The sequence below is a fragment of the Nitratireductor basaltis genome, from assembly GCF_000733725.1.
GTDB lineage: Bacteria > Pseudomonadota > Alphaproteobacteria > Rhizobiales > Rhizobiaceae > Chelativorans > Chelativorans basaltis.
In genome coordinates, this window is the sequence record NZ_JMQM01000001.1 from 79828 (window position 1) to 103909 (window position 24082).

Annotated in this window: 24 protein-coding genes; 13 read left to right on the forward strand and 11 right to left on the reverse strand. The window is 60.2% G+C overall.

Features of this window, described 5'->3' with window-relative positions:
- Nucleotides 1-61: 61 nt before the first annotated feature.
- Together EL18_RS00365 and EL18_RS00370 are read left to right on the forward strand one after the other, a co-directional pair.
- Nucleotides 62-1123, forward strand: a complete 1062-nt coding sequence (locus EL18_RS00365) for a CobW family GTP-binding protein (RefSeq protein ID WP_036478603.1) — start codon at nucleotides 62-64, stop codon at nucleotides 1121-1123.
- A gap of 48 nt (nucleotides 1124-1171) precedes the next feature.
- On the forward strand, nucleotides 1172-2146 hold the full coding sequence (locus tag EL18_RS00370; protein WP_036478606.1) for a WD40 repeat domain-containing protein: 975 nt from the start codon (nucleotides 1172-1174) through the stop codon (nucleotides 2144-2146).
- A gap of 10 nt (nucleotides 2147-2156) precedes the next feature.
- On the opposite strand, the gene EL18_RS00375 is transcribed toward EL18_RS00370, so the two are convergent.
- A complete protein-coding gene (locus tag EL18_RS00375) occupies nucleotides 2157-3437 on the reverse strand; it encodes a glycerate kinase type-2 family protein (RefSeq protein WP_036478608.1) in 1281 nt (426 codons plus the stop codon).
- Nucleotides 3412-4740, reverse strand: a complete 1329-nt coding sequence (gene guaD / locus EL18_RS00380; protein WP_036478611.1) for a guanine deaminase — start codon at nucleotides 4738-4740, stop codon at nucleotides 3412-3414. The genes EL18_RS00375 and guaD overlap by 26 nt, the downstream gene beginning before the upstream one ends.
- A gap of 155 nt (nucleotides 4741-4895) precedes the next feature.
- On the opposite strand from guaD, the gene EL18_RS00385 reads away from it, so the two are divergent.
- Entirely contained in the window at nucleotides 4896-5816 is a 921-nt protein-coding gene (locus EL18_RS00385; protein ID WP_036478614.1) for a LysR family transcriptional regulator, read from the forward strand.
- Here the strand turns inward: EL18_RS00385 and EL18_RS00390 are convergent.
- From EL18_RS00390 to uraH, 6 genes are read right to left on the reverse strand one after another with little or no spacing between them, the layout of a single operon-like run.
- Nucleotides 5813-6067 (reverse strand): CopG family antitoxin, encoded by a 255-nt coding sequence (locus EL18_RS00390; RefSeq protein WP_036478616.1) that lies wholly within the window; start codon nucleotides 6065-6067, stop codon nucleotides 5813-5815. The two genes, EL18_RS00385 and EL18_RS00390, sit on opposite strands and share 4 nt — an antisense overlap.
- The gene (locus EL18_RS17435) at nucleotides 6042-6341 is read right to left on the reverse strand and encodes a BrnT family toxin (RefSeq protein ID WP_081871043.1); all 300 of its coding nucleotides are present in this window, start codon (nucleotides 6339-6341) and stop codon (nucleotides 6042-6044) included. The genes EL18_RS00390 and EL18_RS17435 overlap by 26 nt, the downstream gene beginning before the upstream one ends.
- 39 nt (nucleotides 6342-6380) lie before the next feature.
- Nucleotides 6381-7178 (reverse strand): xanthine dehydrogenase accessory protein XdhC, encoded by a 798-nt coding sequence (gene xdhC, locus EL18_RS00395; protein WP_036478619.1) that lies wholly within the window; start codon nucleotides 7176-7178, stop codon nucleotides 6381-6383.
- Between the two features lie 32 nt (nucleotides 7179-7210).
- A complete protein-coding gene (xdhB, locus tag EL18_RS00400) occupies nucleotides 7211-9553 on the reverse strand; it encodes a xanthine dehydrogenase molybdopterin binding subunit (protein WP_036478621.1) in 2343 nt (780 codons plus the stop codon).
- Nucleotides 9554-9555: 2 nt separating this feature from the next.
- Entirely contained in the window at nucleotides 9556-11025 is a 1470-nt protein-coding gene (xdhA, locus tag EL18_RS00405; protein ID WP_036478623.1) for a xanthine dehydrogenase small subunit, read from the reverse strand.
- Nucleotides 11026-11394 carry a hydroxyisourate hydrolase gene (uraH, locus tag EL18_RS00410; RefSeq protein WP_036478625.1) on the reverse strand — a complete coding sequence of 123 codons (369 nt, stop codon included), beginning with the start codon at nucleotides 11392-11394 and terminating at the stop codon, nucleotides 11026-11028.
- A gap of 196 nt (nucleotides 11395-11590) precedes the next feature.
- Between uraH and puuE the strand changes: the two genes are divergently transcribed.
- The 9 genes from puuE (at nucleotide 11591) to EL18_RS00455 (ending at nucleotide 19689) form a co-directional block, all read left to right on the forward strand.
- Nucleotides 11591-13003: an allantoinase PuuE gene (gene puuE / locus EL18_RS00415; protein WP_036483517.1), complete on the forward strand. Its 1413-nt coding sequence runs from the start codon at nucleotides 11591-11593 to the stop codon at nucleotides 13001-13003.
- Nucleotides 13004-13014: 11 nt separating this feature from the next.
- Nucleotides 13015-13848, forward strand: coding sequence for a bifunctional allantoicase/(S)-ureidoglycine aminohydrolase (locus EL18_RS00420; RefSeq protein WP_036478627.1), 834 nt, complete (start codon nucleotides 13015-13017; stop codon nucleotides 13846-13848).
- Nucleotides 13845-14339 carry an ureidoglycolate lyase gene (locus EL18_RS00425; RefSeq protein WP_036478629.1) on the forward strand — a complete coding sequence of 165 codons (495 nt, stop codon included), beginning with the start codon at nucleotides 13845-13847 and terminating at the stop codon, nucleotides 14337-14339. Before EL18_RS00420 ends, EL18_RS00425 begins: the two co-directional genes overlap by 4 nt.
- 155 nt (nucleotides 14340-14494) lie before the next feature.
- Nucleotides 14495-15949: a xylulokinase gene (xylB, locus tag EL18_RS00430; protein ID WP_036478631.1), complete on the forward strand. Its 1455-nt coding sequence runs from the start codon at nucleotides 14495-14497 to the stop codon at nucleotides 15947-15949.
- Nucleotides 15946-17256, forward strand: a complete 1311-nt coding sequence (gene xylA, locus EL18_RS00435) for a xylose isomerase (RefSeq protein WP_036478633.1) — start codon at nucleotides 15946-15948, stop codon at nucleotides 17254-17256. Before xylB ends, xylA begins: the two co-directional genes overlap by 4 nt.
- A 172-nt stretch (nucleotides 17257-17428) precedes the next feature.
- On the forward strand, nucleotides 17429-17662 hold the full coding sequence (locus EL18_RS00440) for a hypothetical protein (protein ID WP_036478636.1): 234 nt from the start codon (nucleotides 17429-17431) through the stop codon (nucleotides 17660-17662).
- A gap of 49 nt (nucleotides 17663-17711) precedes the next feature.
- Complete coding sequence (locus tag EL18_RS00445) at nucleotides 17712-17969, forward strand: hypothetical protein (RefSeq protein WP_152552920.1); 258 nt, start codon at nucleotides 17712-17714, stop codon at nucleotides 17967-17969.
- A gap of 261 nt (nucleotides 17970-18230) precedes the next feature.
- On the forward strand, nucleotides 18231-19205 hold the full coding sequence (locus EL18_RS00450; RefSeq protein WP_036483520.1) for a 2-hydroxyacid dehydrogenase: 975 nt from the start codon (nucleotides 18231-18233) through the stop codon (nucleotides 19203-19205).
- A gap of 88 nt (nucleotides 19206-19293) precedes the next feature.
- The gene (locus EL18_RS00455; RefSeq protein WP_036478642.1) at nucleotides 19294-19689 is read left to right on the forward strand and encodes a hypothetical protein; all 396 of its coding nucleotides are present in this window, start codon (nucleotides 19294-19296) and stop codon (nucleotides 19687-19689) included.
- A 2-nt stretch (nucleotides 19690-19691) separates the two neighbouring features.
- Here the strand turns inward: EL18_RS00455 and EL18_RS00460 are convergent, their stop codons facing one another.
- Nucleotides 19692-20462, reverse strand: a complete 771-nt coding sequence (locus tag EL18_RS00460; protein ID WP_036478645.1) for a gamma-glutamyl-gamma-aminobutyrate hydrolase family protein — start codon at nucleotides 20460-20462, stop codon at nucleotides 19692-19694.
- Between the two features lie 251 nt (nucleotides 20463-20713).
- On the opposite strand from EL18_RS00460, the gene EL18_RS00465 reads away from it, so the two are divergent.
- Nucleotides 20714-21811: a TRAP transporter substrate-binding protein gene (locus tag EL18_RS00465; RefSeq protein WP_036478647.1), complete on the forward strand. Its 1098-nt coding sequence runs from the start codon at nucleotides 20714-20716 to the stop codon at nucleotides 21809-21811.
- Nucleotides 21812-21889: 78 nt separating this feature from the next.
- Here EL18_RS00465 and EL18_RS00470 read toward each other — a convergent pair whose 3' ends face one another.
- Nucleotides 21890-23281: a TRAP transporter large permease gene (locus EL18_RS00470; protein ID WP_036478649.1), complete on the reverse strand. Its 1392-nt coding sequence runs from the start codon at nucleotides 23279-23281 to the stop codon at nucleotides 21890-21892.
- The gene (locus tag EL18_RS00475; protein WP_036478651.1) at nucleotides 23281-23856 is read right to left on the reverse strand and encodes a TRAP transporter small permease subunit; all 576 of its coding nucleotides are present in this window, start codon (nucleotides 23854-23856) and stop codon (nucleotides 23281-23283) included. The genes EL18_RS00470 and EL18_RS00475 overlap by 1 nt, the downstream gene beginning before the upstream one ends.
- Nucleotides 23857-24082 lie beyond the last annotated feature (226 nt).

Sequence of the window (24082 nt, forward strand, 5' to 3'; positions counted from 1 at the left end):
ATTACGCCAGATGCGCACCTATATGCGGCGCGAAACCTTCCAGCGACAGGCGAGCTGATCCATGTCCGAGACCACCAAAGCCCAGATTCCCGTCACCGTGCTCACCGGCTATCTCGGTTCGGGCAAGACCACATTGCTCAACCGCATTCTGACCGAGGATCACGGCAAGCGCTACGCGGTGATCGTCAACGAATTCGGCGAAATCGGCATCGACAATGATTTGATCGTGGAATCCGACGAGGAGATCTACGAGATGAACAATGGCTGCGTATGCTGCACAGTGCGCGGCGATCTGGTGCGCGTGGTCGAGGGGCTGACCCGCCGTCCCGGCCGCTTCGATGCCATCATCGTCGAGACCACGGGGCTTGCCGATCCGGCTCCCGTCGCGCAGACCTTCTTCATGGACGACGATGTGCGGTCGAAGACCAAGCTTGACGCCGTCGTCGCCCTTGTGGATGCCAAGCATCTGCCGCTTCGCCTGAAGGACTCCAATGAAGCGGAAGACCAGATAGCCTTCGCCGATGTGGTCATTCTCAACAAGACCGACCTCGTGGATGATGCCGATCTGGCAGCGCTCGAAGCGACAATCCGCGTCATCAACCCTTCCGCGCGCATACACCGTGCAGAGCGTGCCGGCGTGGCATTGAATGAGGTGCTGGACCGGGGCGCATTCGATCTGAAGCGCGCGCTCGACAATGATCCGCATTTTCTGGAGCACGGGCATGAGGATCATGTCTGCGGGCCGGATTGCGATCATGACCATGATCACGAGCATCACGACCATCACCATCATCACCACCATCACGGCGAGGTCTCACCCATCCATGATGCGGGCGTAAAGTCCTTCTCGTTTCGTGCGGGCGAGATGGACCCGAAGAAGTTCTTCCCCTGGATGGAGCGGAGCACGCAGCAGGACGGGCCGAACATTCTGCGCATGAAAGGCATCATCGCCTTTGCCGATGATCCGGAACGTTACGTTCTGCAGGGCGTGCACATGATCGTCGAAGGCGATCATCAACGCGCCTGGAAAGACGGCGAAAAGCGGGAGAGCCGTCTGGTCTTCATCGGGCGGGAGCTTGACGGCGAGCGTCTGAAGCGTGAATTCGAAGCCTGCCAGGCCTGACTGTCGAAGTCGGGCCTTCATCTGCCCCCAACCAGGAATTTCCGCTTCATGCCAACTGTTGCTCCGCTTGATCTTGATGCGCATTGCATCGCCGTTGCGTGGCTCGACGACGTGCCGCATTTCGCGCTCGCCGATGGCATGGTTCACCGGCTGGAGAACGGTCATGAAGAGGCGGAGGCCCATGACGGGCTCCTGTCGGCTGCCTATGACGCGGAAAACCAGCGTCTGATCACGGGCGGCGAAGACGGCCGCGTTGTCGCGGTGCGTTCGGGCGGGCGCGTGGAAGAACTTGCCAGCATGGAGCGCAAATGGATCTCCGTTGTGGCGGCCGGTCCGCAAAAGGCGGTCGCGTTCGCGGCCGGTCGCGTGGCAGAGGTCGTCTTTGCCGATGGCAAGCGCCGCAGCCTGGAGCATCCGCGCACGGTGGAGGGACTTTCCTTCGCGCCGAAAGGCATGCGCATCGGTGTGGCGCGCTACAACGGTGCGACGCTGCATTTCCCCGCGACCGAGGGTAAGCCGACCGAACTGGAATGGGCAGGTGCGCATACGGGCATCAGCTTTTCGCCCGATGGCAAGTTTCTCGTCACGACCATGCAGGAGAACGCGCTTCATGGGTGGAAGCTTGCCGATGGCAAGCATATGCGCATGGCCGGTTATCCCGCCAAGGTGAAAAGCTGGTCGTGGAGCGCGCGCGGGCGCTGGCTTGCGACGTCAGGGGCGCCTGCCGCAGTGGTCTGGCCGTTCCAGGCAAAGGACGGTCCGATGGGCAAGGCACCGCTGGAGCTTGGAACGCGCGGTGACGCGATGGTAACCCAGGTCGCCTGCCATCCGGCAGAGGACGTGGTGGCGATTGGCTATACTGATGGCATGGTGCTGGCAGCCCGGTTCGCCGATGCGAAGGAAGTCCTGCTGCGCCGGCCTGGCGACAGCGCAATCTCGGCACTTGCCTGGGACAAGGCCGGGCGCAGGCTCGCCTTTGGCAGTGAAAGTGGCCAGTGCGGCGTGGTGGACATTTCCGGCTGAACGATCCCGATCAGGTGATCAGGATCGCGCGCAAATCGTTCACATTGGTGCCGGTGGGGCCGGGGGCATAAATGTCGCCGACGGCGTCGAACGCGCCCCAGGAATCGTGGCGGGCCAGAAGCACCTTCGGGTCGTGGCTTGCCGCACGCAGACGCGAGACGGTGGAGCCGTCAGCGAATGCACCGGCATTATCCTCTGAACCATCAATGCCGTCCGTATCGGCGGCGAAGGCGTGGATGCCGTCCTGCCCCTCAATCTCCAGTGCAAGCCCGAGCAGAAACTCGCTGTTGCGCCCGCCGCGCCCGCCCTTGCCCGTGATCGTGACGGTGGTTTCACCGCCTGAAAGAATGAGGGCAGGCCGCTGGAACGGGCGGTCATTCACGGCCACTTCGCGGGCAATGGCGCCGTGAACGCGCGCGACCTCGCGGGCCTCTCCCTCGATGGAATCCGAAAGAATATGCGCCTTCAGCCCCTGCTCGGCGGCGAGCTTTGCAGCAGCTTCCAGCGAGCGGGCGGCAGAGGCGATGACGTGCACTTCGTTGCGCGAGAAACAGCTGTCATCGGGCAGGGGGGCATTGGCCGCATCGCTTTGCAGATGCTGCATCACGCGCTCGGGAAGCTTCATGCCATAGGCTTCGATGATTGCCAGCGCGTCCTCACGCGTCGCATTGTTGGGGACGGTCGGTCCTGACGACACGAGTGCGGGATCGTCACCGGGAATGTCGGAGACAACCAGAGAAACCACGCGTGCGGGATGGGCTGCAGCGGCCAGACGGCCACCCTTGATGCGCGAGATGTGCTTGCGGACCGTGTTCATCGCGGAAATCGGCGCGCCGGAAGCCAACAGGGCTTCGTTGACCGCGATCTCGTCTTCAAGCGTCAGATCACCGGCAGGCGCCGGGAGCAGGGCAGAGCCACCCCCGCAGACAAGGGCGACGACGAGGTCATCTTCGCTCAAATTCTCCACAAGGCTCATCATGCGGGCGCTTGCTTCGAGGCCCGGCTGGTCGGGTACCGGGTGGGAGGCTTCCAGAACCTCGATCCGCTCGGTCGGTGCGGCATAGCCGTAGCGGGTCACCACTGCGCCTTCGAGCGGGCCATCCCATGCCTTTTCGAAAGCTGCTGCCATCTGCGCGGCACCCTTGCCCGCTCCGATGACAATGGTGCGGCCCTTCGGCTTTTGGGGAAGGAAAGCGCGGATGGTCCGTTCAGGATCGGCGGCAGCTACGGCAGCTTCAAACAGTGACTTGAAAAACTGTTTCGGATCACGCGCCCATACCTGATTGTCCATTCAACTCCCCCTTGGCCGGTTTGCCCGCGACATAGGTTTCCACCACTGCGCGGTCGTCACCGAGGGTTTGCAGCACAAATAACTCTTCTGCAAGTGTTGAAACCCGCTCCATCCGTACGCTCATGGCCGGAACTGCCGAGGAATCAAGCACGACTAGGTCGGCTGTTGTTCCTTCTTCCAATGTGCCGATCTCGTCGGCAAGCGAGAGTGCCTCCGCATTCCCGCGGGTCAGTTGCCAGAAGGAGCCGAGCGGATCGAGCTTCTCGCCATTGAGCGCGATAACCTTGTAGGCTTCGTCCATTGTCCGCAGCATGGAATAGTTGGTGCCACCGCCCACATCGGTGGCGGTCGCCATGCGCAGTGGCTTTTCGCGACGACGATAGCGCTGATAGTCGAAGAGACCGGAACCCAGAAACAGGTTGGATGTGGGACAGAAGACGGCGACAGATCCGCTTTCGGAAATGATGTCCGCCTCGCGCTCGGACAGATGGATGCAGTGGCCAAGCAGCGTCCTGGGCGTCAGGAGTCCATGGTCTTCATAGATGCCGGTATAGTCTTTCGCCTGCGGATAGAGCGACATTGTGAAGTCGATTTCCGCATGGTTTTCGCTCAGATGCGTCTGCACATGCAGGTCCGGGTGCTCGCGTAGCAGCGCGCCTGCCGCTTCAAGCTGTTCAGGCGTGGAGGTGATCGCAAAACGGGGGGTGATGGCATACTGGCAGCGGCTTTGGCCATGCCAGCGGCGGATAAGTTCCTTCGTGTCGTCATAGGATGTTTGCGCCGTGTCGGTCAGCGCTTCTGGTGCATTGCGGTCCATCATCACCTTGCCGGCGATGATGCACATGTCGCGCTCGCAGGCCGCGGCGAACAGTGCGTCGGCACTCTCGGGATGCACGGAGCAATAGGCGGCCACGGTGGTGGTGCCCTGGCGCAAAAGTTCGTCCAGGAAGAAGCTTGCGATGCGCGCCGCATGGTCGGAATCGGCAAAGCGCATCTCTTCGGGGAAGGTGTAATTGTTCAGCCAGTCGAGCAGCTCGGCGCCGTAGCTTGCGATCACCTGCATCTGCGGGAAATGCGCATGCGTGTCGATGAAGCCCGGAAGGATCAGGTGCGGGCGGTGATCCACGATCTCGCAGTCGGCTGCGGCGTCCTTCAGATCGTCGAAGCTCCCCGCACGCAGAATGCGGCCCTCCTCGATGAGCAGGGCGCCATCTTCCTCATAGCGGAAGGAAGCATTGTCATCGATGCCGTGCGGGCGGGCGAGGAATGTCAGCGTCCTGCCGCGGATCAGTTTCTTGGTCATGCGCCCTGTCTATCCCGATAATGTCGACCGCTCCATGCGAATGGTCGGTAAGCCAGGCGACTCTAAAGATCAATTCACAGCGGGAAACGATTCCGCCTCCGGATAACTTTCAAGATTTTCTTGAAAATAGGACGTGATCATCGTTCTATCCCAGAATGGCTTATCTGGATAATATCTCAGTATTCGTTCGTGTCGTGGAACTCGGTGGCCTTTCGGCCGCGGGTCGGGACATGAGGCTGTCTCCCGCTGTTGCGTCCAACCGTATAAAGGAACTCGAAAAGCATCTCGGCGTGCGGCTTTTCAACCGCACCACGCGCCAGCTTGTGCCCACCGAGCAGGGCACGGTGTTCTATGAGGGCGCGAAGAAGATCCTTGCTGCGGTGGATGAGGCAGAGGCCGCCATTGCCGCATTGTCCGGTCAGCCGCGCGGCGTGATCCGCGTCATGGCTCCTCTGGGGTTGGGACGCCGAATGATTGCCAGCGGCATTCCCTCCTTTCACGACCAGTACCCTGAAATCGAGGTGAGGCTTCGCCTCTCCGACCGTGAAGTGGACATGATGAAGGAAGGCATCGACGTTGCGTTCCGGCTTGGCGTTCTGGAAGATTCCAGTCTGCGCATGCGCGGTATCGCCGATTGCGAACGTGTTCTTGCAGCCTCGCCCGGCTATATCGAGCGCCGCGGCATGCCGGAAAAGCCGGAAGACCTCGTGGAAGCCTCGCATGATTGCCTGCTCTTGAGATTTCCAGGCGCACGGGAATATTTCTGGACACTGCAGACGCCGGAAGGCCCTCAGAAATATCAGGTCGCCGGACCCTTCGACACCGATGACGGTGATGTGCTGACCTCCTGGGCGATCGAAGGCCGCGGGATCATCAACAAGCCGCGCTTCGAGATCGAAGGCTTCTTGCGCGATGGCAGGCTAAAGGTCGTGCTGCCGGAAAATCCGCCAGTCCCGGTCAAGCTCGCAGCTCTCTATCCGCACAAAAAATACCAGGACCCCAAGCTGCGCCTGCTCGTCGACTTCATGGCCGAACGCTGCCAGCGCATGATCGGAGAAGCGTTGGCGGGGCGTTAGGGTTTCAGCGTTTCCAACCCTCTGGTGACCAGTTCACGCATGAAGCGTTGATAAGGTAGGCCGCGTTTCGCTGCCTCCCGCTTGATCAGGTCAAGCTGATCTTTAGGCATGCGCATGTTTACACGCTCGGACTTGTGGGCAATCTCGAAGCGCATCGGCCTGAACTGTGAGAAATCAAGGTCAGAAAGATCTTGCTCGAGGAATGCTTCGGCTTCTTCGTCGGTTTTAAGTTCGGGAACTGTACGGGGCATAGCGTTTCAACTCCTTTGCATGCATGTAGCGGGCGGAGATCGGCCGGATCACTTCCACATTACCTTTGCGGCGATAGGTGATAGCTACGAACATCGCTCGACCTTCTGCATTATGGCCGATTGCGATGAGACGCTCCTCATCGGCGGAATGCCGCTGGTCGGGTGCTATTAGAGGCTCATTTACCAGGGCGTATTCGATTTCTTCGGGGGAAACGCCATGTTTTCCGCATTTCGGCCAATTTCCGTCATCCCAGTCGAAATGCGTCCGGACCATGCGCTATCTTATCAATTGTGTGTACAATTGACAACACACTTACATCAATGCCCGCATTACCTCTGCGGCTGCGAGCGCGGCGATGACGGCAGGGCGTTTGTCGCTGGTGGTGCCTCCTATGGGGCAGGTGAGGCGGGCGAGGTCACTCTGCTTGCCGCCGTTCTTGCCGTACCAGCTCTTGAAGGTGGCGCGTTTGGTTTTTGATCCGATCATGCCGACATAGAGCGCGTCCTTGCGGGCGAGCGCTTCCGAAACGATCAGGAAATCGAGCGCGTGGTCGTGCGTCAGGATCACGAAGGCGGAGCCTTCCGGTGCTGAGCGAACCGCGTCTTCGGGAACCGGGGTCAGGCGCTTTTCGACATCAGCGGTGATCTCTTCCAAAGCCTCGGGCCGCGTTTCGACGAGGACCGTGTGGAGGGGCAGGAGGCTCAGGGCCTCACTCAAGGCCTGGCCGACATGGCCACCGCCGAAAAGATAGACATGGGGTCGGGAGCGATCTCGAATGGCCGCATCTTCAAGAAGTCGGTTTCGGATGGAGGGTGCGGCTAGTTCGATCTCCAGACCGACGCGACCGCCGCAGCACTGGCCGATTTCCGGGCCGAGCGGTATGTCCATCGTGCCATTGGCAAGGTTCTGCTCGATCAGTTCGCGCGCCTTTGCGATAGCCAGAAACTCCAGCTGCCCGCCGCCGATAGTATTGAAGATCGCGGCCGGCGAAACCAGCATCCATGCGCCTTCCTCGCGCGGCGTGGAGCCTTTCGCGCTTGTGACGCGGATGACTGCCGCGCGCGGATTGGCGTCCAGCCAAGTGCGAAGTCTGGCGGTGAGCTTGGTCATGGCTTGAGACTAGCCGGAGCGTGAACCACGATCTAGCCGGCAGCCTCTGCGCGCAGGCGTTCCACCGCCATCAGCACGCGCTCAGGCGTGGCCGGAGCATCAAGCCTTGGGCAGATGCGGTGGTCGGCGACACTGGCCACAGCGCCCGACAGGGCGTGCAGAACCGAGATGGCAAGCATGAATGGCGGTTCCCCGACAGCCTTGGAGCGATGCACGGTCGCCTCGCGGTTCTCAGCCCAGTCCGCGAGCGCCACGTTGAAGATTTTCGGGCGGTCGGAGGCAAGCGGGATCTTGTAGGTGGAGGGCGCGTGGGTGCGAAGCCGCCCCTTCTCGTCCCAGACAAGCTCTTCCGTAGTCAGCCAACCCATGCCTTGCACGAAGCCGCCTTCGATTTGACCGATATCGATGGCGCGGTTGAGCGAGCGGCCCGTCTCGTGAAGGATGTCCGTACGCTCGATCACATATTCGCCGGTGAGGGTGTCGATTGAGACCTCCGTGCAGGCCGCACCATAGGCGAAATAGTAGAAAGGTCGGCCCTGGCCTTTGTCGCGGTCCCAATGGATCTTCGGCGTCTTGTAGAAACCAGCGGCCGAGAGCTGCACACGTGCCATATAGGCCTGGCGCACGAGGTCGGCGAAGGGGATCTCCTGATTGCCCACGCGCACGCGGCCGGGCAGGAACTCGACCTGCGATTCCGGTACCTCGTAGTTGTCGATGGCGAAATCGATCAGCCGCTGCTTGATCTGCCGCGCGGCATTTTGTGCGGCCATGCCGTTGAGGTCGGTGCCGGATGATGCCGCGGTGGCGGAAGTGTTGGGCACCTTGCCGGTGGTGGTTGCCGTGATCTTTACCTGGTCGATGTCGATCTGGAATTCTTCCGCGACGATCTGCGCGACCTTCACGTAGAGACCCTGGCCCATCTCGGTGCCACCATGGTTCAGGTGAACCGAACCATCCGTATAGACATGCACCAAGGCGCCGGCCTGGTTGAAATGGGTGGCGGTGAAGGAGATGCCAAACTTCACAGGCGTCAGCGCGATGCCGCGCTTGATGATCGGGCTCTTTTGGTTGAAGGCAGCAATCTCGTCCCGTCTGCCGGCATAGTCGCAGGCTTCTTCCAGATCCGCGATCACGCGGTGAGCGAGATTGTCCTCCACCTTCTGATGATAGGGGGTGAGGTTGCGGTCAATATCGCCATAGAGATTGATCTTCCGGATATCCAGCGGATCCTTGCCAAGGGCGAAGGCAATCTCGTCCATGATGCGTTCGGCACCAACCATGCCCTGTGGGCCGCCAAACCCACGGAAAGCGGTGTTGGAAACGGTGTTGGTGTAAAGTGGGCGCGAGACGGCATGCACCGCCGGATAGAAATAGGCGTTGTCGCAGTGGAACAGCGCGCGATCGGTCACGGGGCCCGACAGGTCTGCCGAGAAGCCGCAGCGCGCGGCATAGGTGAAGGCGACGCCCAGGATCCGGCCTTCATCGTCAAAGCCTACCTCGTAGTCGATCAGGAAATCGTGGCGCTTGCCGGTGGCGATCATGTCGTCGTCGCGGTCGGGCCTGATCTTGACCGGGCGGCGGGTTTTCTTCGCTGCGATGGCGGCTACGGCCGCAAATATGTTCGCCTGGGTTTCCTTGCCGCCAAAGCCGCCGCCCATACGCCGGATTTCGACCGTTACAGCATGGGAGGGAACGCCTAGCGCATGCGCCACCATATGCTGCACTTCGCTTGGGTGCTGGGTGGAGGAGAACACGGTCACATCATGATCTTCACCGGGAAGGGCGAAAGCGATCTGGCCTTCCAGATAGAAATGATCCTGTCCACCCACGCGCATCTGCCCCTTCACCTGGCGTGGTGCGGCAGCAATGGCGGCAGCGGCATCCTCGCGTTGCAGGGTCAGGGGTTTGGCAACGAGTTTCGCATCCGGTGCCGCATCAGCGACGTCGATCAGGGCCGGCTTTCCATCGTAGGTGATTTCAGCCTTCAGGCAGGCCTTGCGCGCGGCTTCCCGGGTCTCGGCAACGACGGCGAAGACCGGTTGCCCCAGGAAATGCACCATTCCATCGGCAAAGATCGGTTCGTCATGCAGTCCGGACGGGCTGATGTCGTTGACGCCCGGCACGTCCTCGGCTGTGAGAACCGCCACGACGCCGGGTGCGGCACGTACCGCATCAAGGTTCATCTGCTTGATGGTGCCGTGCGCGACGGTGGAGAGGCCGAGATAGGCATGCAGCGTGCCTGCCGGTTCGGCCATGTCGTCGATATAAACCGCTTCGCCGGTAACGTGCTTGTGCGCGGAATCATGTGGCTGGTTGGTCGCCACGCCGCCCTTGATGGCGCTTGCGAAACTCTGTTCATTGTCAATCTTGTTCATCTTCAGGCCGCCTGATGTCTGCGGGTAATGACCGGCTGGTCTGAGGTTGTGACCGCGAGCTGGAAGCGCTTCATGAGGTTTCGGGCGACCATCATCCGGTAATCAGCACTCGCACGCATGTCGCTGATCGGCGTGAAGTCGCTCACGCAGGCTTCAATGGCCTGTTCAACCGTTTCGTCGTCGAGCTTGCGCCCGATCAGCACTTCTTCCATGGCGCGCGCACGCTTAGGCGTGGCTGCCATGCCGCCATAGGCGATGCGCGCTTGGGTCACGACATTCTCATCATCGAGCGTGACAGCGAAGGCGCCGAGTACGGCGGTAATGTCCTCCTCGCGGCGCTTGGAGATCTTCCAGGCATGAAAGCGTGTCTCTGCCGCAGGCAGTGGAATATCGACCCGCTCGACGAACTCGCCGGGTCTGCGATCCTGCTTGCCGTAATCGATGAAGTAATCTTCCAGCGGTATCTCGCGTCGTTCGGTGCCCTTGCGAAGGACGAGTGTTGCGCCCAGCGCGATCAGCGAGGGCGGCATGTCACCGATGGGCGAGCCGTTTGCAATATTGCCGCCGATCGTACCCATATTGCGCACCTGGTCGCCGCCGATACGGTCCAGAAGTTCCGCGAGCTCGTGGATGTGTTCCGCGAATATGTCGCGGGCATCGGTATAGCTGACACCAGCACCGATCTTCAGGACCTGACCGCCCAGCGAGGCGTCGCGAAGTTCATCAAGGCGGTTAAGGAATATGGCCGGGTGTATTGCGCGGAACTGCTTTGTCACCCAAAGCCCCACATCGGTGGATCCGGCTACGATGGTTGCATCGGGATTTGCTTCGAGTGCGCTGGCAAAATCATCCACATTCGCGGGCACGATGATGCGGTTTTCGCCTTCGCCCATGTCAACGGTCTGACCGTCGTGGATCGCCTGGAGTTGAGCAATGACCTTTGAGCGTTCACTCAAGAGCGGATCGCCATTGCGATCGGACCGCGAGGCCGCAAGGGCTGCGCGGATAATCGGTGCATAGCCGGTGCAGCGGCAGAGATTGCCCTGCAGCGCCTTCTCGATGTCGGCTTCGGACGGAGAAGAGTTGGCCATCCACAGCGCATAGAGGGACATGACAATGCCCGGCGTGCAGAAGCCGCATTGCGAGCCGTGGTGATCCACCAGCGCCTGCTGCACCGGGTGCAGGTTTCCTTCGCTGCCGCGAACATGCTCCACCGTGACGACATGGCAGCCATCGAGCGATGCCATGAAACGTATGCAGGCATTGACGCCTTCATAGACGAGGCCGTCGGCGGTCAAACGCCCCACCAGAACGGTGCAAGCACCGCAATCGCCTTCCGCGCAGCCTTCCTTGGTGCCGGTGAGACGGCGGTTGAGGCGCAGGAAGTCGAGCAGGGTTTCGTCGGGACGCAGGCGGTCCAGCCGGATTTCCTGTTCATTCAGCAGAAAGCGTATTTCGCGGCGCAAGGTCATTCAGCTGCCCCTGTAGGTGGAATAGCCATAAGGCGAGATGAGGAGCGGCACGTGATAATGGCGTTCTTCGGACATGCCGAAGCGAATGGGGATCGTGTCGAGGAAAGCCGGTTCGGGCAATGTCTGCCCCTGCGCGCGTAGATAGGCACCAGCCTCGAATACCAGCTCATAGGTGCCTGTGCGAAAATCATCGCCTTCCAGCACCGGCGCGTCACAGCGGCCATCGTCATTGGTGCGCACGGTCTTGACGAGCGTTCGCTCAAGCGCGCCTTCAAGCCGGTACAGCGAGATCGTCATTCCCGAGGCGGGTTTGCCCGTTGCCGTGTCCAGCACATGGGTGGTCAGCTTTCCGCCTGCATTGCTGCTCATGCAGCCTTCTCCCCAGAATCGTCTTTCATGTTATCTGGCCTGATTGTGCGGCAAATGATGTGGCAGCATAAGGGGGGTGGTCACAAGCAGCGCCAAAAACTCTTTCAAATTTTTCGGTGAGACGCATGAATATCAGCTCGCCTATGCTGCAGCCGTCCGGAAAACGAGGGATTACGTGAACCGATACGCCAGAAACATGCGCGGCTATGGACCCAATCCACCATATGCCAATTGGCCGGGTGATGCGGCAATAGCAGTCCAGTTCGTCGTCAATTATGAAGAGGGCGGCGAAAACTGCGTGCTGCACGGGGATGCAGCTTCCGAGGCTTTTTTATCCGAGATCGTTGGTGCGGCACCCTGGGCGGGCAAGCGCCACTGGAACATGGAATCCATCTACGAATATGGTGCACGGGCCGGTTTCTGGCGGCTTCATCGCATGCTTACCGAGGCGAATGTTCCCGCCACGGTTTTCGGCGTCGCGAGCGCGCTGGCGCGCGGTCCCGAACAGGTCGCCGCCATGAAGGAGGCCGGTTGGGAAATTGCCACTCACGGCCTGCGCTGGATCGACTATCGCGATCATTCGGAAGCGGATGAGCGGCGCGAACTTGAGACGGCCATCGCGCTTCACGAAGAAGTCGTGGGCGAGAAACCTTCAGGCCTCTATCTTGGCCGCACATCGGAAAATTCAGTCAAGCTGGCGCTGGAAGCGGGCTGCTTCGACTGGATTTCGGATACCTATGATGACGATCTACCCTATTGGATCGACCATGACGGGCAAGGCAATCCAGCCGATCCGCAACTCGTCATTCCCTATACGCTCGACGTGAACGACATGCGTTTTGCGACGCCGCAAGGTTTCAATTCCGGCGATCAGTTCTTCGCCTATCTGCGCGATACGTTCGACACGCTCCATGCCGAGGGGGTTGCCGGGCGTCCGGCCATGATGAGCATTGGCCTCCATTGCCGCCTTGTGGGCAGGCCGGGACGGGCTGCAGCCTTGCAGCGTTTCATCGACTATGTGCAGTCCCATGACCGGGTATGGATTGCCACGCGCGGCGAGATCGCGCGTCACTGGAAAGATCATCACCCCTATGTCGCGCCAAAATTGCGCCCAAGCCGGATGAAGCTTGGCGAATTCGTCGAGACATTCGGCGGTATCTTCGAGCATTCACCATGGATCGCCGAACGCGCGCACGGACTGGAACTGGGGCCGGCACATGATAGCGCGGTGGGACTGCACAATGCCTTGTGCCGCAGTTTCCGGACCGCAAGCGAGGAGGAGCGGCTTGGTGTGCTGACCGCGCATCCGGATCTTGCGGGAAAACTGGCTGCAGCAAAACGTCTGACCGAGCATTCAACGCAGGAACAGGCATCGGCAGGCCTTGATGCGCTGACCGATGAAGAGCGTTCGCGCTTCACCGAGCTCAATCAGGCCTATGTGGAGCGGTTCGGTTTTCCCTTCATCATTGCCGTGCGCGATCATGACAAGGCCTCCATTCTGGACGCATTCGTGAAGCGGCTGACGAATTCCCGTGAGGAAGAGTTTGCGACCGCCTGCCGCCAGGTGGAGCGCATCGCTTATCATCGCCTTAAAGACCTGCTGCCGTGACGGGGCCACATATGAAGAACCCAAACTACTTCGCGCCCGTAGGCGGTCTCCCGGACCAGAACCAGCTTCTGACCGGCAGGGCTGTCTTCACCGAGGCCTATGCGGTGATTCCCAAGGGCGTGATGACGGATATCGTCACGAGCAAATTGCCTTTCTGGGAGCAGACACGCGCTTGGATCATCGCGCGCCCCCTTTCCGGATTTGCCGAGACCTTCTCGCAATACATCATGGAAGTGGAACCGGGCGGCGGGAGCGAGCGGCCGGAACTAGAAGCGGAAGCCGAGGGTGTGCTCTTTGTAGTTGAAGGGCAGATTGAGGTGACGGTTGGCGGAGAGGTCCGTCAGATGGGCGAGGGCGGCTATGCCTATCTTCCGCCCTCGAGCGGTTGGACGCTCCGAAACGCGAGCCAGAAAAAAGCCGTCTTCCACTGGATCCGCAAGGCCTATGAGGCGGTAGATGGACTGGACGCGCCGGAGCCGCTTTTCCTGAATGAGCGCGAAATCGAGCCGACACCGATGGCGCATACGGATGGCAAATGGGCCACCACGCGCTTCGTCGATCCTGATGACCTGCGCCATGACATGCATGTCACCATCGTCACCTTCGAGCCGGGGGCGATCATTCCCTTTGCCGAGACCCATGTCATGGAGCATGGGCTTTATGTTCTGGAGGGCAAGGCGGTCTACCGGCTGAACCAGGACTGGGTGGAGGTGGAAGCGGGCGACTTCATGTGGCTGCGCGCCTTTTGCCCGCAGGCCTGTTATGCGGGCGGGCCGGGCAAGTTTCGCTATCTGCTCTACAAGGATGTGAACCGCCATCCCAAGCTGAAGGGGCCGTTCCGGTGAGCGCGCGCCTCATAAAGGCGCAGCCGCTGACAAGGGAAGCCTTTGCGCCTTTCGGCGATGTCATCCAGACTGAAGGGGCGGAAAACTTCCTCATCAACGCGGGGAAGACACGGCGCTTTCACGATCTGGCGAAGGTGGAAACGTGCGGGGAGAATGCGCGCGTGCTCATCAACATCTTCCGAGGGGAAGCCCATGAGCTGCCGCTTCCGCTGAAGCTGGTGGAGCGCCACCCGCTTGGCAGCCAGGCCTTCTTCCCGCTCGCAGGTCGCCGCTTTATCGTCATTGTCTGCCCGGATGAAGGGGGCAAACCCGGCATGCCCCATGCGTTTCTCGCATCGGGAAAACAGGGTGTGAACTATCACGTGGGCACCTGGCACGGGGTTCTGACCGCAATCGATCAGGACCAGGACTTTCTCGTCGTTGATCGTGGCGGGGACGGAAACAATCTCGAAGAGTATCGCTTCGGGGATGAGTGCTCGATCACTCTTTAGCCCCTTCACCTCCCTTACCGCCGACCGATGTCTCAGACCCGGAAATCAAAGCTGGGCATTGCGTATACATTCAGCTTGTGCATTATTTGTTTCGAGACTCGAAAAAAATATTCGGGTCTGATCTCGCATGGGTCGCGAGCTCTGGGAGGAACATTATGTATATCGGGCTGGACCTCGGCACTTCGGGTGTCAAGGCGCTGCTTGTCGATGGCGCGCAGCGCATAATCGGTTCCGCGAATGCATCGCTGGAGGTTTCACGGCCGCATGCGGGCTGGTCGGAACAGAACCCGCAGCATTGGCTGGATGCGACGGCAAATGTGCTGGAACAGCTGCGCCGGTCCTATCTGGTCGAAACCGCAAAGGTTGCCGGCATCGGCCTGTCCGGGCAAATGCATGGGGCCACCTTGCTCGATGCTGCAGATCAGCCCCTGCGCCCGTGCATCTTGTGGAACGACACGCGTTCCCACGAAGAGGCGGCGGCGCTGGATGCCGATCCCAAATTCCGCAAACTCACCGGAAACATCGTGTTTCCCGGCTTCACAGCCCCCAAGCTTGCCTGGGTAAAAGCCCATGAGCCTGATATATTCGCGGCCACGCGGAAGGTGCTTTTACCGAAGGATTTCCTGCGGCTGTGGCTCACCGGCGAACACGTATCCGAAATGTCCGATGCTGCGGGAACGGCCTGGCTGGATGTGGAGAAGCGCTGCTGGGACGCCTCGCTGCTTGACGCAACCTCTCTGGACCTAAGTCACATGCCGCGCCTCGTCGAAGGCACGGAGGTATCGGGCAAGCTGCGGCCTGAGTTATGTGCCCGCTTCGGTTTCGAGAATGCACCAGTCGTGGCAGGCGGTGCTGGCGACAATGCTGCGTCAGCTTGCGGGGCGGGCACGGTAGCGCCGGGTACTTCCTTTATTTCCCTTGGCACATCCGGCGTACTCTTTGCGGCGAATGAATCCTATCTGCCCAATCCGGAAAGTGCAGTGCATACATTCTGCCATGCCCTTCCCGGAACCTGGCACCAGATGGGCGTGATCCTGTCGGCCACGGATTCGCTCAACTGGCTCTCCGGCGTCACAGGCAGCGCGCCCGGAGACCTGACCGCGGCACTTGGGGCTGAACTGAAGACGCCGGGCAGTGCAACATTCGTGCCCTATCTTTCCGGTGAACGAACACCCCACAACGATGCCGCCATCCGCGGTGGCTTCTGTGGTCTTTCCCATCAGGATGACGCGTCTGCTCTGACGCAGGCGGTTCTCGAGGGTGTCGCTTTCGCGTTTCGCGACAATCTCGAGGCGCTCAAAGCGGCGGGCACGACGCTCACCCGCGCAACGGCCATCGGTGGCGGCTCCCGATCACGCTACTGGTTGAAGGCGATAGCCACCGCCCTGCAGATCAGGCTCGATATTCCAGCCGAAGGGGACTTCGGCGCGGCATTTGGCGCGGCGCGGCTGGGCCTGATCGCGGCAACAGGTGCAGACCCCGTGGCAGTGTGCCAACCGCCGGAAATCAATGAAACCATCGAGCCGGACGCGGCTCTCACCGACGCATTCGACACTGCCTATCAGCGCTATCGTGCGCTCTATCCAGCCCTTCGAGGAGTATCACAATGAGCACCGGATTTTTCGGCAATATTGGTCCCGTCAAATATGAGGGCCCGGACAGCGACAACGAACTGGCTTTCCGCCACTACAATCCCGACGAGATCGTCCTGGGCAAGCGCATGGAAGACCATCTGCGCTTTGCGGTTTGCTACTGGCACAATTTCGTCTGGCCGGGCAACGACCCCTTTGGCGGCCAGACCTTCGAGCGCCCGTGGTTCGGCGAGACCATGGATCTTGCCCGTTTGAAAGCTGATGTCGCCTTCGAGATGTTCGATATTCTGGGCGCGCCCTTCTACACCTTCCACGATCACGACGTGCGCCCGGAAGGAGAGACCTATTCGGAAAGCGTGAAGCGCCTCAACGAGATCGCGGACCATTTCCAGGGCAAGATGGAGGCCGGCGGGCCCAAGCTTCTCTGGGGCACGGCGAACCTTTTCTCCAACCGCCGCTACATGGCCGGTGCAGCCACCAATCCCGACCCGGATGTCTTTGCCTATGCAGCGGCCACCGTGAAGGCCTGCATGGATGTCACCCAGCGTCTGGGCGGCCAGAACTATGTGTTGTGGGGTGGTCGCGAAGGCTATGAGACGCTGCTCAACACCGATATGGGCCGAGAGCTGGACCAGCTTGGTCGCTTCCTCTCCATGGTCGTCGACTACAAGCACAAGATCGGCTTTGAAGGCGCGATCCTCGTGGAACCGAAGCCCCAGGAGCCAACCAAGCACCAGTATGATTTCGACGTCGCTACCGTCTATGGCTTCCTCAAGCGCTACGGTCTGGAAAACGAGGTGAAGGTGAATATCGAGCAGGGGCATGCCATTCTGGCTGGCCACTCCTTCGAGCATGAGCTTGCCCTTGCCGGCGCGCTTGGAATTCTCGGTTCCATTGATGTCAATCGCAACGACTACCAGTCCGGCTGGGATACCGACCAGTTCCCCAACAATGTGCCGGAGGTGGCTCTCGCCTACTACCAGATTCTTGCCCATGGCGGCTTCACCACGGGCGGCACGAATTTCGATGCCAAGCTGCGCCGCCAGTCGCTCGACCCGGTCGATCTCATCGCGGCCCATATTGGCGGCATGGACGTCTGCGCGCGCGGCTTGAAGGCGGCAGCGAAGATGATCGAGGACGGCGCACTCTCCAACCCGCTGGACGAGCGTTATGCTGGCTGGAACCAGCCGGAGAACAAGGCGATGCTGAAAGGTGAACGCAGCCTTGAAGACATCGCTGCCCGCGTGGAGCGCGAAAACCTTGACCCCGAGCCACGCTCCGGCCGACAGGAGCGCCTCGAGAACATCGTCAATCGCTACGTGTAACTGCGATTCGTTCGCAAAAACATCAATTTAATCAGGAACTTTAATGGCCGGGCCGCGTTCGCAGCCCGGTCTTATTTTTTCATAAGACCGTCGCCAAATATTCATCCAACCGCCTTCATCCAGTCAGGATTGGTGGCCAATTATCCGCGCAGTGAATCGAACGAGGCGTACCATGTCTGTTCACAGAACCGTAGAAGCTCAGATCGATGCCCTGCTCACCAAGGATGATTCATCATCCATAATCGAAACCCTCTACTCGCTCGGTCAGGCTGCAGGTGATGCGGCATCCATAGGTGACGGGTGGGATCGTGCCGTTCAGGCGCGGTTACAGGCGAGGTTGGCTCGCAAGATGCGCGAGGCGATCGAACCCGCCGGCCTTACGAAGTCCTCCTCAACGGCGGCTTGAAGTACAAGCGCATTTTTTCCGACAGATATTTTCATGGATGGATTTGGCGATGACTTTCGGCAACATACCGAAAAGGCGCAGCTATTTCGCGCTGATACCGACTAGTTCCAAAAGAGGAGCCGGCCCGTTCAACCGCCAGCGCATGGTGGGGCAGCGCATGGCGGACTTCCTCTGCGACGATGGCATGATCTCACCGCCGGGATGTGATCTCGGTCGGGGCCAACGCAGCGCCTTCCGACAGAAAACGGGAGCAGAAAACGGGCGCCTTTACCGGCGCACGGGGGAACTGGGGTCGGTTCAAAGCTGATGCTTTGTGCCTGAACAGGGATACAGGCCTCCCAGCCGCGCGACCTTCTGTCAGCCCATCGGCCGATCAGCGGGTGCAAAGCGGCAGGCGGATTTTCGTACCCCGAGCCTGTTGCGCGAAGCCTTCGCATCCTGCACAGGCAAGGCAGCCCTTTATGCCTGCGCACTGGAACCGGAAAGCGCGAAAGCGACCTTTCCATTCTCTTCACAGATGCCTATCGTCCGGCATCATTCGACATTTCCAATGTTCAGGGAGGGGCAGATGGCCGAGTTGCAGGATGTATGCGTGCTGGTGGTAGGCAAGCTCCACGAGCATGCCGTTGAACGGCTGAAGGAACGGTTCAAGGTCATTTCGCTCCCAAAGGCCGATGCTTCCGCGCTCTCGCATGAAGATGCGCAGTCGGTTCGCGCTATCGCGGCTTCGGGTGCTGTCGATGCGCCCTTCATCGATGCCTTGCCGAACCTGGAGATCATCGCGAATTTCGGCGTTGGTTATGATGCCGTTGATGCCAGCCATGCAGGGACTAAGGGCGTGATGGTCACCAACACGCCGGATGTCCTGACCGAAGAGGTCGCGGATACGGCGATCGGTCTGCTGATCAATGCCGCGCGCGAACTGCCGAAGGCTGAGAACTATCTTCGCGCGGGCAAGTGGAAAAGCGAGGGCGCCTATCCTCTGACGCGCGGCAGCTTGCGCGGGCGAAAGGTCGGCATCTTCGGCATGGGGCGCATCGGGCTTGCCATTGCGCGGCGGGTGGAAGCGTTCGGGTTGCCGATAAGCTATTACAACCGCAGCCGGGTAGAGGGCGTAAACTACGCCTATCATGGTTCGCTGGTCGAACTTGCCGGTGCTGTCGACACGCTTATCTCGGTTGCGCCGGGGACACCGCAAACGGCGAAGGCCGTGAATGCCGAAGTGCTGCAAGCTCTGGGAAGTGAGGGGATCTTCGTGAATATCGGTCGCGGCAGCACGGTCGATGAAGAAGCACTGGCGCAGGCCCTGAAGAGCGGGACCATCATGGCTGCGGGCCTGGATGTTTTCGCCCACGAGCCCGATGTTCCCGAGGCTTTGCTTGCTTGTGAGAACGCTTGCTTGCTCCCGCATGTAGGGTCTGCCTCACAGCATACCCGCAAGGCGATGGCCGATCTGGTGGCCCAGAATGTCATCAGCTGGTTCGACAAGGGTGAGGCGGTCACGCCGGTGTCCGAGACACGGCATGTGACATCAGGCGGCTGAAGCTTGATTAAGAATTGGTTGCTGCTGCCAAGATTTCGTTAACTTTTCCTGCACCATAGTTGGGACTGATTTGAAGCGAGGCCCAACTATGAAGCTACTGGTTACCGGACTCCTGCTTGCCGGACTCGTTGGTGCGGCTCCGCTCGTCCTCTCGGCGGCCGAAGATGATGGCGCTGCTGCCATCGTGGCCGCCAAGAGCGAGGTGGCACAGTTTCGGCTGAGCGTGGCGGGTCATGACGAAACCTGCACCATCTCCTCCGGTAAGCCCACGGATGTCGACAATGCCGTGCTTGTGAACGGGGACTGTTCGTCTGCGGTTCCAGCGCTCAGGAAAGTGCGTTACTGGCGCAAGGACGGAACAGGCGATCTGGTGCTCGCCGCCGACAGCGGCGAAGTGGTCGCAAAGTTTTTCGCTGCCGATGGCGTGGCCTATGAGTCCTTGAAGCCTGTGTCGCCGATGATGGTGCTCACCGCCGAAAACTGAAATCAGGCTGCATCGCTGCGCGCGTGGCGCGCGGCATGATGCGCGCGAACAGCTTCGCCGAAGCTTGCAAAAATCTGTCGTGAGGGGGCGTCGCTCTCCGCCCAGTATTCGGGATGCCATTGAACACCGACGGCAAAAGCCTTGGTGCCGCGGACCGAGACCGCCTCGACAGTTCCGTCAGGAGCCACGGCTTCGACATCAAGACCTTCGCCCAGTCTGTCGATCCCTTGGCGGTGGATCGTGTTCACACGCACAGCCTCGCTATTGAAGATATCTGCGAGGCAGGATCCTGCCTTGATCTTGATATCCTGCCGTATCGCGAACCGCTCGTCCTGGGTGGCATTTTCCGGAGCCCTATGATCCATCCGCCCGGGCAGCTCCTGGAGCTCCGTCGCCAGACTGCCACCCATTGCCACGTTCAGTTCCTGAATGCCGCGGCAGATGGCCAGAAGCGGAATACCTCTCTTGATGGCCGCACGGATGAGCGGGATCGTTGTGCCATCACGGCGCCGGTCATATGGCCCGTTGCCCTCCGTGGCTTCTTCGCCATAGAGCTCCGGCCAGACATTGGATTTCGAGCCCGTGAGCATCACACCATCCACGCCATCCAATATGACATCCAGATCGAGCTCACCCTCGAATGACGGCACGAGCAGCGGCGTGACGCCGGCGGCCCGAATGGCTGCGCGCAGATACTGTTCGGGGGCTGCATGCCACTCGTAGTTCTCGAAGGATTTCACATCGGTGGAAACAGCGATCAGAGGCTTGGACATGCGTGAGTTCCAGGGGTTTCGATACGTATAGCCAATCTAGCTGAACATATGTCGGCCACAAGGGGAGGCGCATATTGCGTCACCCGTTAACCGTTGAAAAACAGATTGTTTCCGCGCCGTTGCGTTTCGCGCAACAAAACTGGACTTGGCAGGCGTCGCATGTATTTATACGCGCCGATATCGGCATGGGCGTTCCCGCCCATCTGTTCCCGATCTCGTTCTTTCGATCCGCATATTTGGGGAGGTAATCCATGGATCGCCGTTCATTCATCAAGAAAGCCGGTCTTGCAGGTGCTGCAGGTGTTGGCGCTGCCACGCTCGCCGCTCCGGCCATCGCGCAGGGCAACCAGACCTGGCGGATGGTCACCACCTGGCCGAAGAATTTTCCGGGTCTTGGTGTAGGCGCGCAGCGTCTTGCCGACCGCATCACTGCCGCTTCCGGTGGCCGCCTGACCATTCAGGTCTATTCCGCAGGCGAACTTGTGCCGCCGCTGCAGTCGCTGGACGCAGTCATCGACGGTTCGGCCGAGATGAGCCACGGTGCAGCCTATTACTGGCAGAACAAGAGCCCGGCGCTCGCCTTCTTCACCGGCGTTCCCTATGGCATGACCTCGCGCGAGCTGACCGCCTGGGTGCGTTATATGGGCGGCCAGGAACTTTGGGACGAGATCTACGACCAGTTCGGCCTTCAGGGGTTCCTGTCGGGCGATACGGGCACGCAGGCCGGTGGCTGGTTCCGCGAGGAGCTGACGGGCGTTGATTCCGTCAAGGGCCTTCGTTTCCGCACGCCGGGCCTTGGTGGCCGCGTCTGGGAGAAGCTTGGCGCGACCGTGACCAACATGGCTGCCGGCGAAATCTTCCAGGCCCTGCAGTCGGGCACGCTCGATGCTGCAGAATTCGTGGGTCCGTACAACGATCTGGCACTCGGCTTCTATCAGGTTGCCAAGAATTATTACTTCCCAAGCTTCGTCGAGCCGGGCCTGGCGACCGAGCTCGTTGTCGACAAGGCGAAGTATCAGGAACTGCCGGAAGATCTGCAGGCAATCATCCGCGATGTTTCGCAGGCAGAATATGACCAGGTTGCGTCCGACTTCTACGCGAATGATCCTCGTGCGCTTCAGACGCTCATCAACGATCATGGCGTGACGGTCCGCCAGTTCCCCGACGAGATCATGGAAGCCGGCGGCAAGGCTGCAGCGGAAATCCTCGGCGAGCTGCGCGATTCCGACGACGCGCTGGTCAAGAAGACGACCGAGAGTTTCATCGAAGCCCTCAACGTGCTGCGCACCCGCTCCGAAGGCACCGACGGCGCCTTCATTCAGGCACGCGAGAAGTTCTTCAAGATCTGATTGCTACTGAAAGAGTAGGAAAAAAGCCCGGGATGGTTCGGCCATCCCGGGCTTTTTCTTGTTCGTCAGGCGGTTTGCCTAGTTGTAGATCGCCCGCGGCAGCCAGGTGGCGATTTCCGGGAAGGCGAACATGATCGCGATGGCTGCCAGTTGCAGGAACACGAAGGGTATGACGCCCTTGTAGATCATCGCGGTCGAGACGGCGTTCGGGGCCACACCACGCAGATAGAACAGTGCGAAACCGAAGGGCGGGGTGAGGAAGCTGGTCTGCAGGTTCACACCCACCAGAACACCGAGCCATACCGGATCCACATCGAGTGCCAGAAGAATTGGCGCGGTGATCGGGATCACGATGAAGATGATCTCGAAGGTGTCGAGGATGAAGCCGAGCAGGAACATGATGGCCATCACCACGGCTACCGCCATCAGGGTTCCACCCGGCAGATTCGACAGGAACTCGTGAACGAGATTGTCACCACCCATCAGGCGGAAGACGATCGAGAAGACCGAAGCGCCGAACAGGATGATGAAGACCATGCAGGTGATGGTGGCGGTCGATACCACCGCCTCGCGCAGCATGTTGAAGGAGAGGCGCCAGCGGAACGCCGCCAATACCATCGCGCCCACCGCACCTACCGATGCAGCTTCCGTCGGAGTAGCAATGCCTCCGAGGATTGATCCGAGCACCGCCATGATGAGGAGCAGTGGCGGCAGGAGTGCTGTGAAGACCTCGCCGATCAGCTGCTTCTTCTCATCCGCCGGAACCGGCGTCGCAGGACAGGATTCCGGGTCGGTGAAGGCCTTGAAGATGGTCCAAGCGAGATAAAGGCCGACCAGAAGAATGCCCGGCAGCAGCGCACCTGCGAAAAGATCGCCCACAGAAACGGGGACCGGTGCGAAATTGCCCTTCGCCATCTGCACCTGCGAATTGATGCCCGACAGCATGTCACCCATGAAGATCAGCACCGTGGATGGCGGGATGATCTGGCCGAGCGTACCGGATGCGCAGATGACGCCGGATGCCAGCCGCGGATCATAATTGGCGCGCAGCATTGCGGGCAGCGAGATGAGGCCCATCGTGACCACGGTTGCGCCGACAACACCGGTGGAGGCGGCAAGAAGCGCGCCCACGATGATGACGGACATGCCAAGGCCGCCGCGCAGATTGCCGAAAAGCTTGCCCATTGTCAGGAGAAGCTGCTCGGCGATCTTGGAACGCTCCAGCACCACGCCCATGAAGATGAAGAGCGGTACGGCAACCAGGACCTCATTGGTCATGAAGCCGATATAGCGGTTGGCAAGGCTGCCGAAATTTGATGGGTCAAAGACACCGAACCACATGCCGACCGCGCCGAACATCAGCGAGACACCGGCAAGCGTGAAGGCAACCGGAAAGCCCAGAAGCAGCATGCCGATAATGCCGAAGAACATGATCCCCGACAGGAATTCACCCAGAATGATCGGATCCATCACGTACCTGCCGTATGTTCTTCGAAACTTTCCTGACGCTCGTAGCGCAGCTTCTCAGGCAACAGTTCTTCCTGCCCGGCAAGCACCAGGATGGAGCGCAGCGCCATGGCGATGCCCTGCAGCGCGATCAGCACCGCAAAGGCGATGATAAAGCTCTTCAGGATGAACAGACCCGGCATGCCGCCGACATTCGCCGACGCCTCACCCAGTCGCCAGGAACGGGACACGAAGGACCAGCCGTAATATGCGACGATCCAGCAGAAGGGCAGGAGAAACAGGACGACACCGATCATATCTACGATCGCCTTGTTGCGGGTGCTGGCCGGCCTGTAGAAAATGTCGACGCGCACATGGTCGTTTCGCAGCAGGGCAAAGCCCGCTACCGCCGTGAACATGGCGCCATTCAACCAGATATAGAGATCCTGCATCCACACAAAGCTTGTGGAGAAGACATAGCGCTGCACCACGACGGTGAAGCAGACAAGCACGATCGCCAGTGCCAGCCATGAGAAAATATTGCCTATCAAGGCATTCAGTCCGCTAATCATGCGGACGAGCAATGCGAGCATTCGCATTTCAAATCCCCCCGTCGCAAAGCCGTCTTCTATGCGGCATGTCCGCGATCATCATCATTCTCCCCGATCCCCGGAAAGTGGGTGGTTCTGCCCGTTTCCATGTCCGATATCGCATCAATGGCGGGCGGGCGTACTTACCAGCTTTGTCGGACGGGCAAAAGTTGCCTGAAACACAAAAATAGGCGGCATTGGCGCTGTTTCTGTGCATGGAAGAGCAGGCGAGGGG

What these genes read in the sequence shown, in the direction of transcription:
- EL18_RS00365 (WP_036478603.1), top strand. Translation starts at nt 62, where the DNA reads ATGTCCGAGACCACCAAAGCCCAGATTCCCGTCACCGTGCTCACCGGC.
- EL18_RS00370 (WP_036478606.1), top strand. Translation starts at nt 1,172, where the DNA reads ATGCCAACTGTTGCTCCGCTTGATCTTGATGCGCATTGCATCGCCGTT.
- EL18_RS00375 (WP_036478608.1), bottom strand. Translation starts at nt 3,437, where the DNA reads ATGGACAATCAGGTATGGGCGCGTGATCCGAAACAGTTTTTCAAGTCA.
- guaD (WP_036478611.1), bottom strand. Translation starts at nt 4,740, where the DNA reads ATGACCAAGAAACTGATCCGCGGCAGGACGCTGACATTCCTCGCCCGC.
- EL18_RS00385 (WP_036478614.1), top strand. Translation starts at nt 4,896, where the DNA reads ATGGCTTATCTGGATAATATCTCAGTATTCGTTCGTGTCGTGGAACTC.
- EL18_RS00390 (WP_036478616.1), bottom strand. Translation starts at nt 6,067, where the DNA reads ATGCCCCGTACAGTTCCCGAACTTAAAACCGACGAAGAAGCCGAAGCA.
- EL18_RS17435 (WP_081871043.1), bottom strand. Translation starts at nt 6,341, where the DNA reads ATGGTCCGGACGCATTTCGACTGGGATGACGGAAATTGGCCGAAATGC.
- xdhC (WP_036478619.1), bottom strand. Translation starts at nt 7,178, where the DNA reads ATGACCAAGCTCACCGCCAGACTTCGCACTTGGCTGGACGCCAATCCG.
- xdhB (WP_036478621.1), bottom strand. Translation starts at nt 9,553, where the DNA reads ATGAACAAGATTGACAATGAACAGAGTTTCGCAAGCGCCATCAAGGGC.
- xdhA (WP_036478623.1), bottom strand. Translation starts at nt 11,025, where the DNA reads ATGACCTTGCGCCGCGAAATACGCTTTCTGCTGAATGAACAGGAAATC.
- uraH (WP_036478625.1), bottom strand. Translation starts at nt 11,394, where the DNA reads ATGAGCAGCAATGCAGGCGGAAAGCTGACCACCCATGTGCTGGACACG.
- puuE (WP_036483517.1), top strand. Translation starts at nt 11,591, where the DNA reads ATGCGCGGCTATGGACCCAATCCACCATATGCCAATTGGCCGGGTGAT.
- EL18_RS00420 (WP_036478627.1), top strand. Translation starts at nt 13,015, where the DNA reads ATGAAGAACCCAAACTACTTCGCGCCCGTAGGCGGTCTCCCGGACCAG.
- xylB (WP_036478631.1), top strand. Translation starts at nt 14,495, where the DNA reads ATGTATATCGGGCTGGACCTCGGCACTTCGGGTGTCAAGGCGCTGCTT.
- xylA (WP_036478633.1), top strand. Translation starts at nt 15,946, where the DNA reads ATGAGCACCGGATTTTTCGGCAATATTGGTCCCGTCAAATATGAGGGC.
- EL18_RS00440 (WP_036478636.1), top strand. Translation starts at nt 17,429, where the DNA reads ATGTCTGTTCACAGAACCGTAGAAGCTCAGATCGATGCCCTGCTCACC.
- EL18_RS00445 (WP_152552920.1), top strand. Translation starts at nt 17,712, where the DNA reads ATGACTTTCGGCAACATACCGAAAAGGCGCAGCTATTTCGCGCTGATA.
- EL18_RS00450 (WP_036483520.1), top strand. Translation starts at nt 18,231, where the DNA reads ATGGCCGAGTTGCAGGATGTATGCGTGCTGGTGGTAGGCAAGCTCCAC.
- EL18_RS00455 (WP_036478642.1), top strand. Translation starts at nt 19,294, where the DNA reads ATGAAGCTACTGGTTACCGGACTCCTGCTTGCCGGACTCGTTGGTGCG.
- EL18_RS00460 (WP_036478645.1), bottom strand. Translation starts at nt 20,462, where the DNA reads ATGTCCAAGCCTCTGATCGCTGTTTCCACCGATGTGAAATCCTTCGAG.
- EL18_RS00465 (WP_036478647.1), top strand. Translation starts at nt 20,714, where the DNA reads ATGGATCGCCGTTCATTCATCAAGAAAGCCGGTCTTGCAGGTGCTGCA.
- EL18_RS00470 (WP_036478649.1), bottom strand. Translation starts at nt 23,281, where the DNA reads ATGGATCCGATCATTCTGGGTGAATTCCTGTCGGGGATCATGTTCTTC.
- EL18_RS00475 (WP_036478651.1), bottom strand. Translation starts at nt 23,856, where the DNA reads ATGCGAATGCTCGCATTGCTCGTCCGCATGATTAGCGGACTGAATGCC.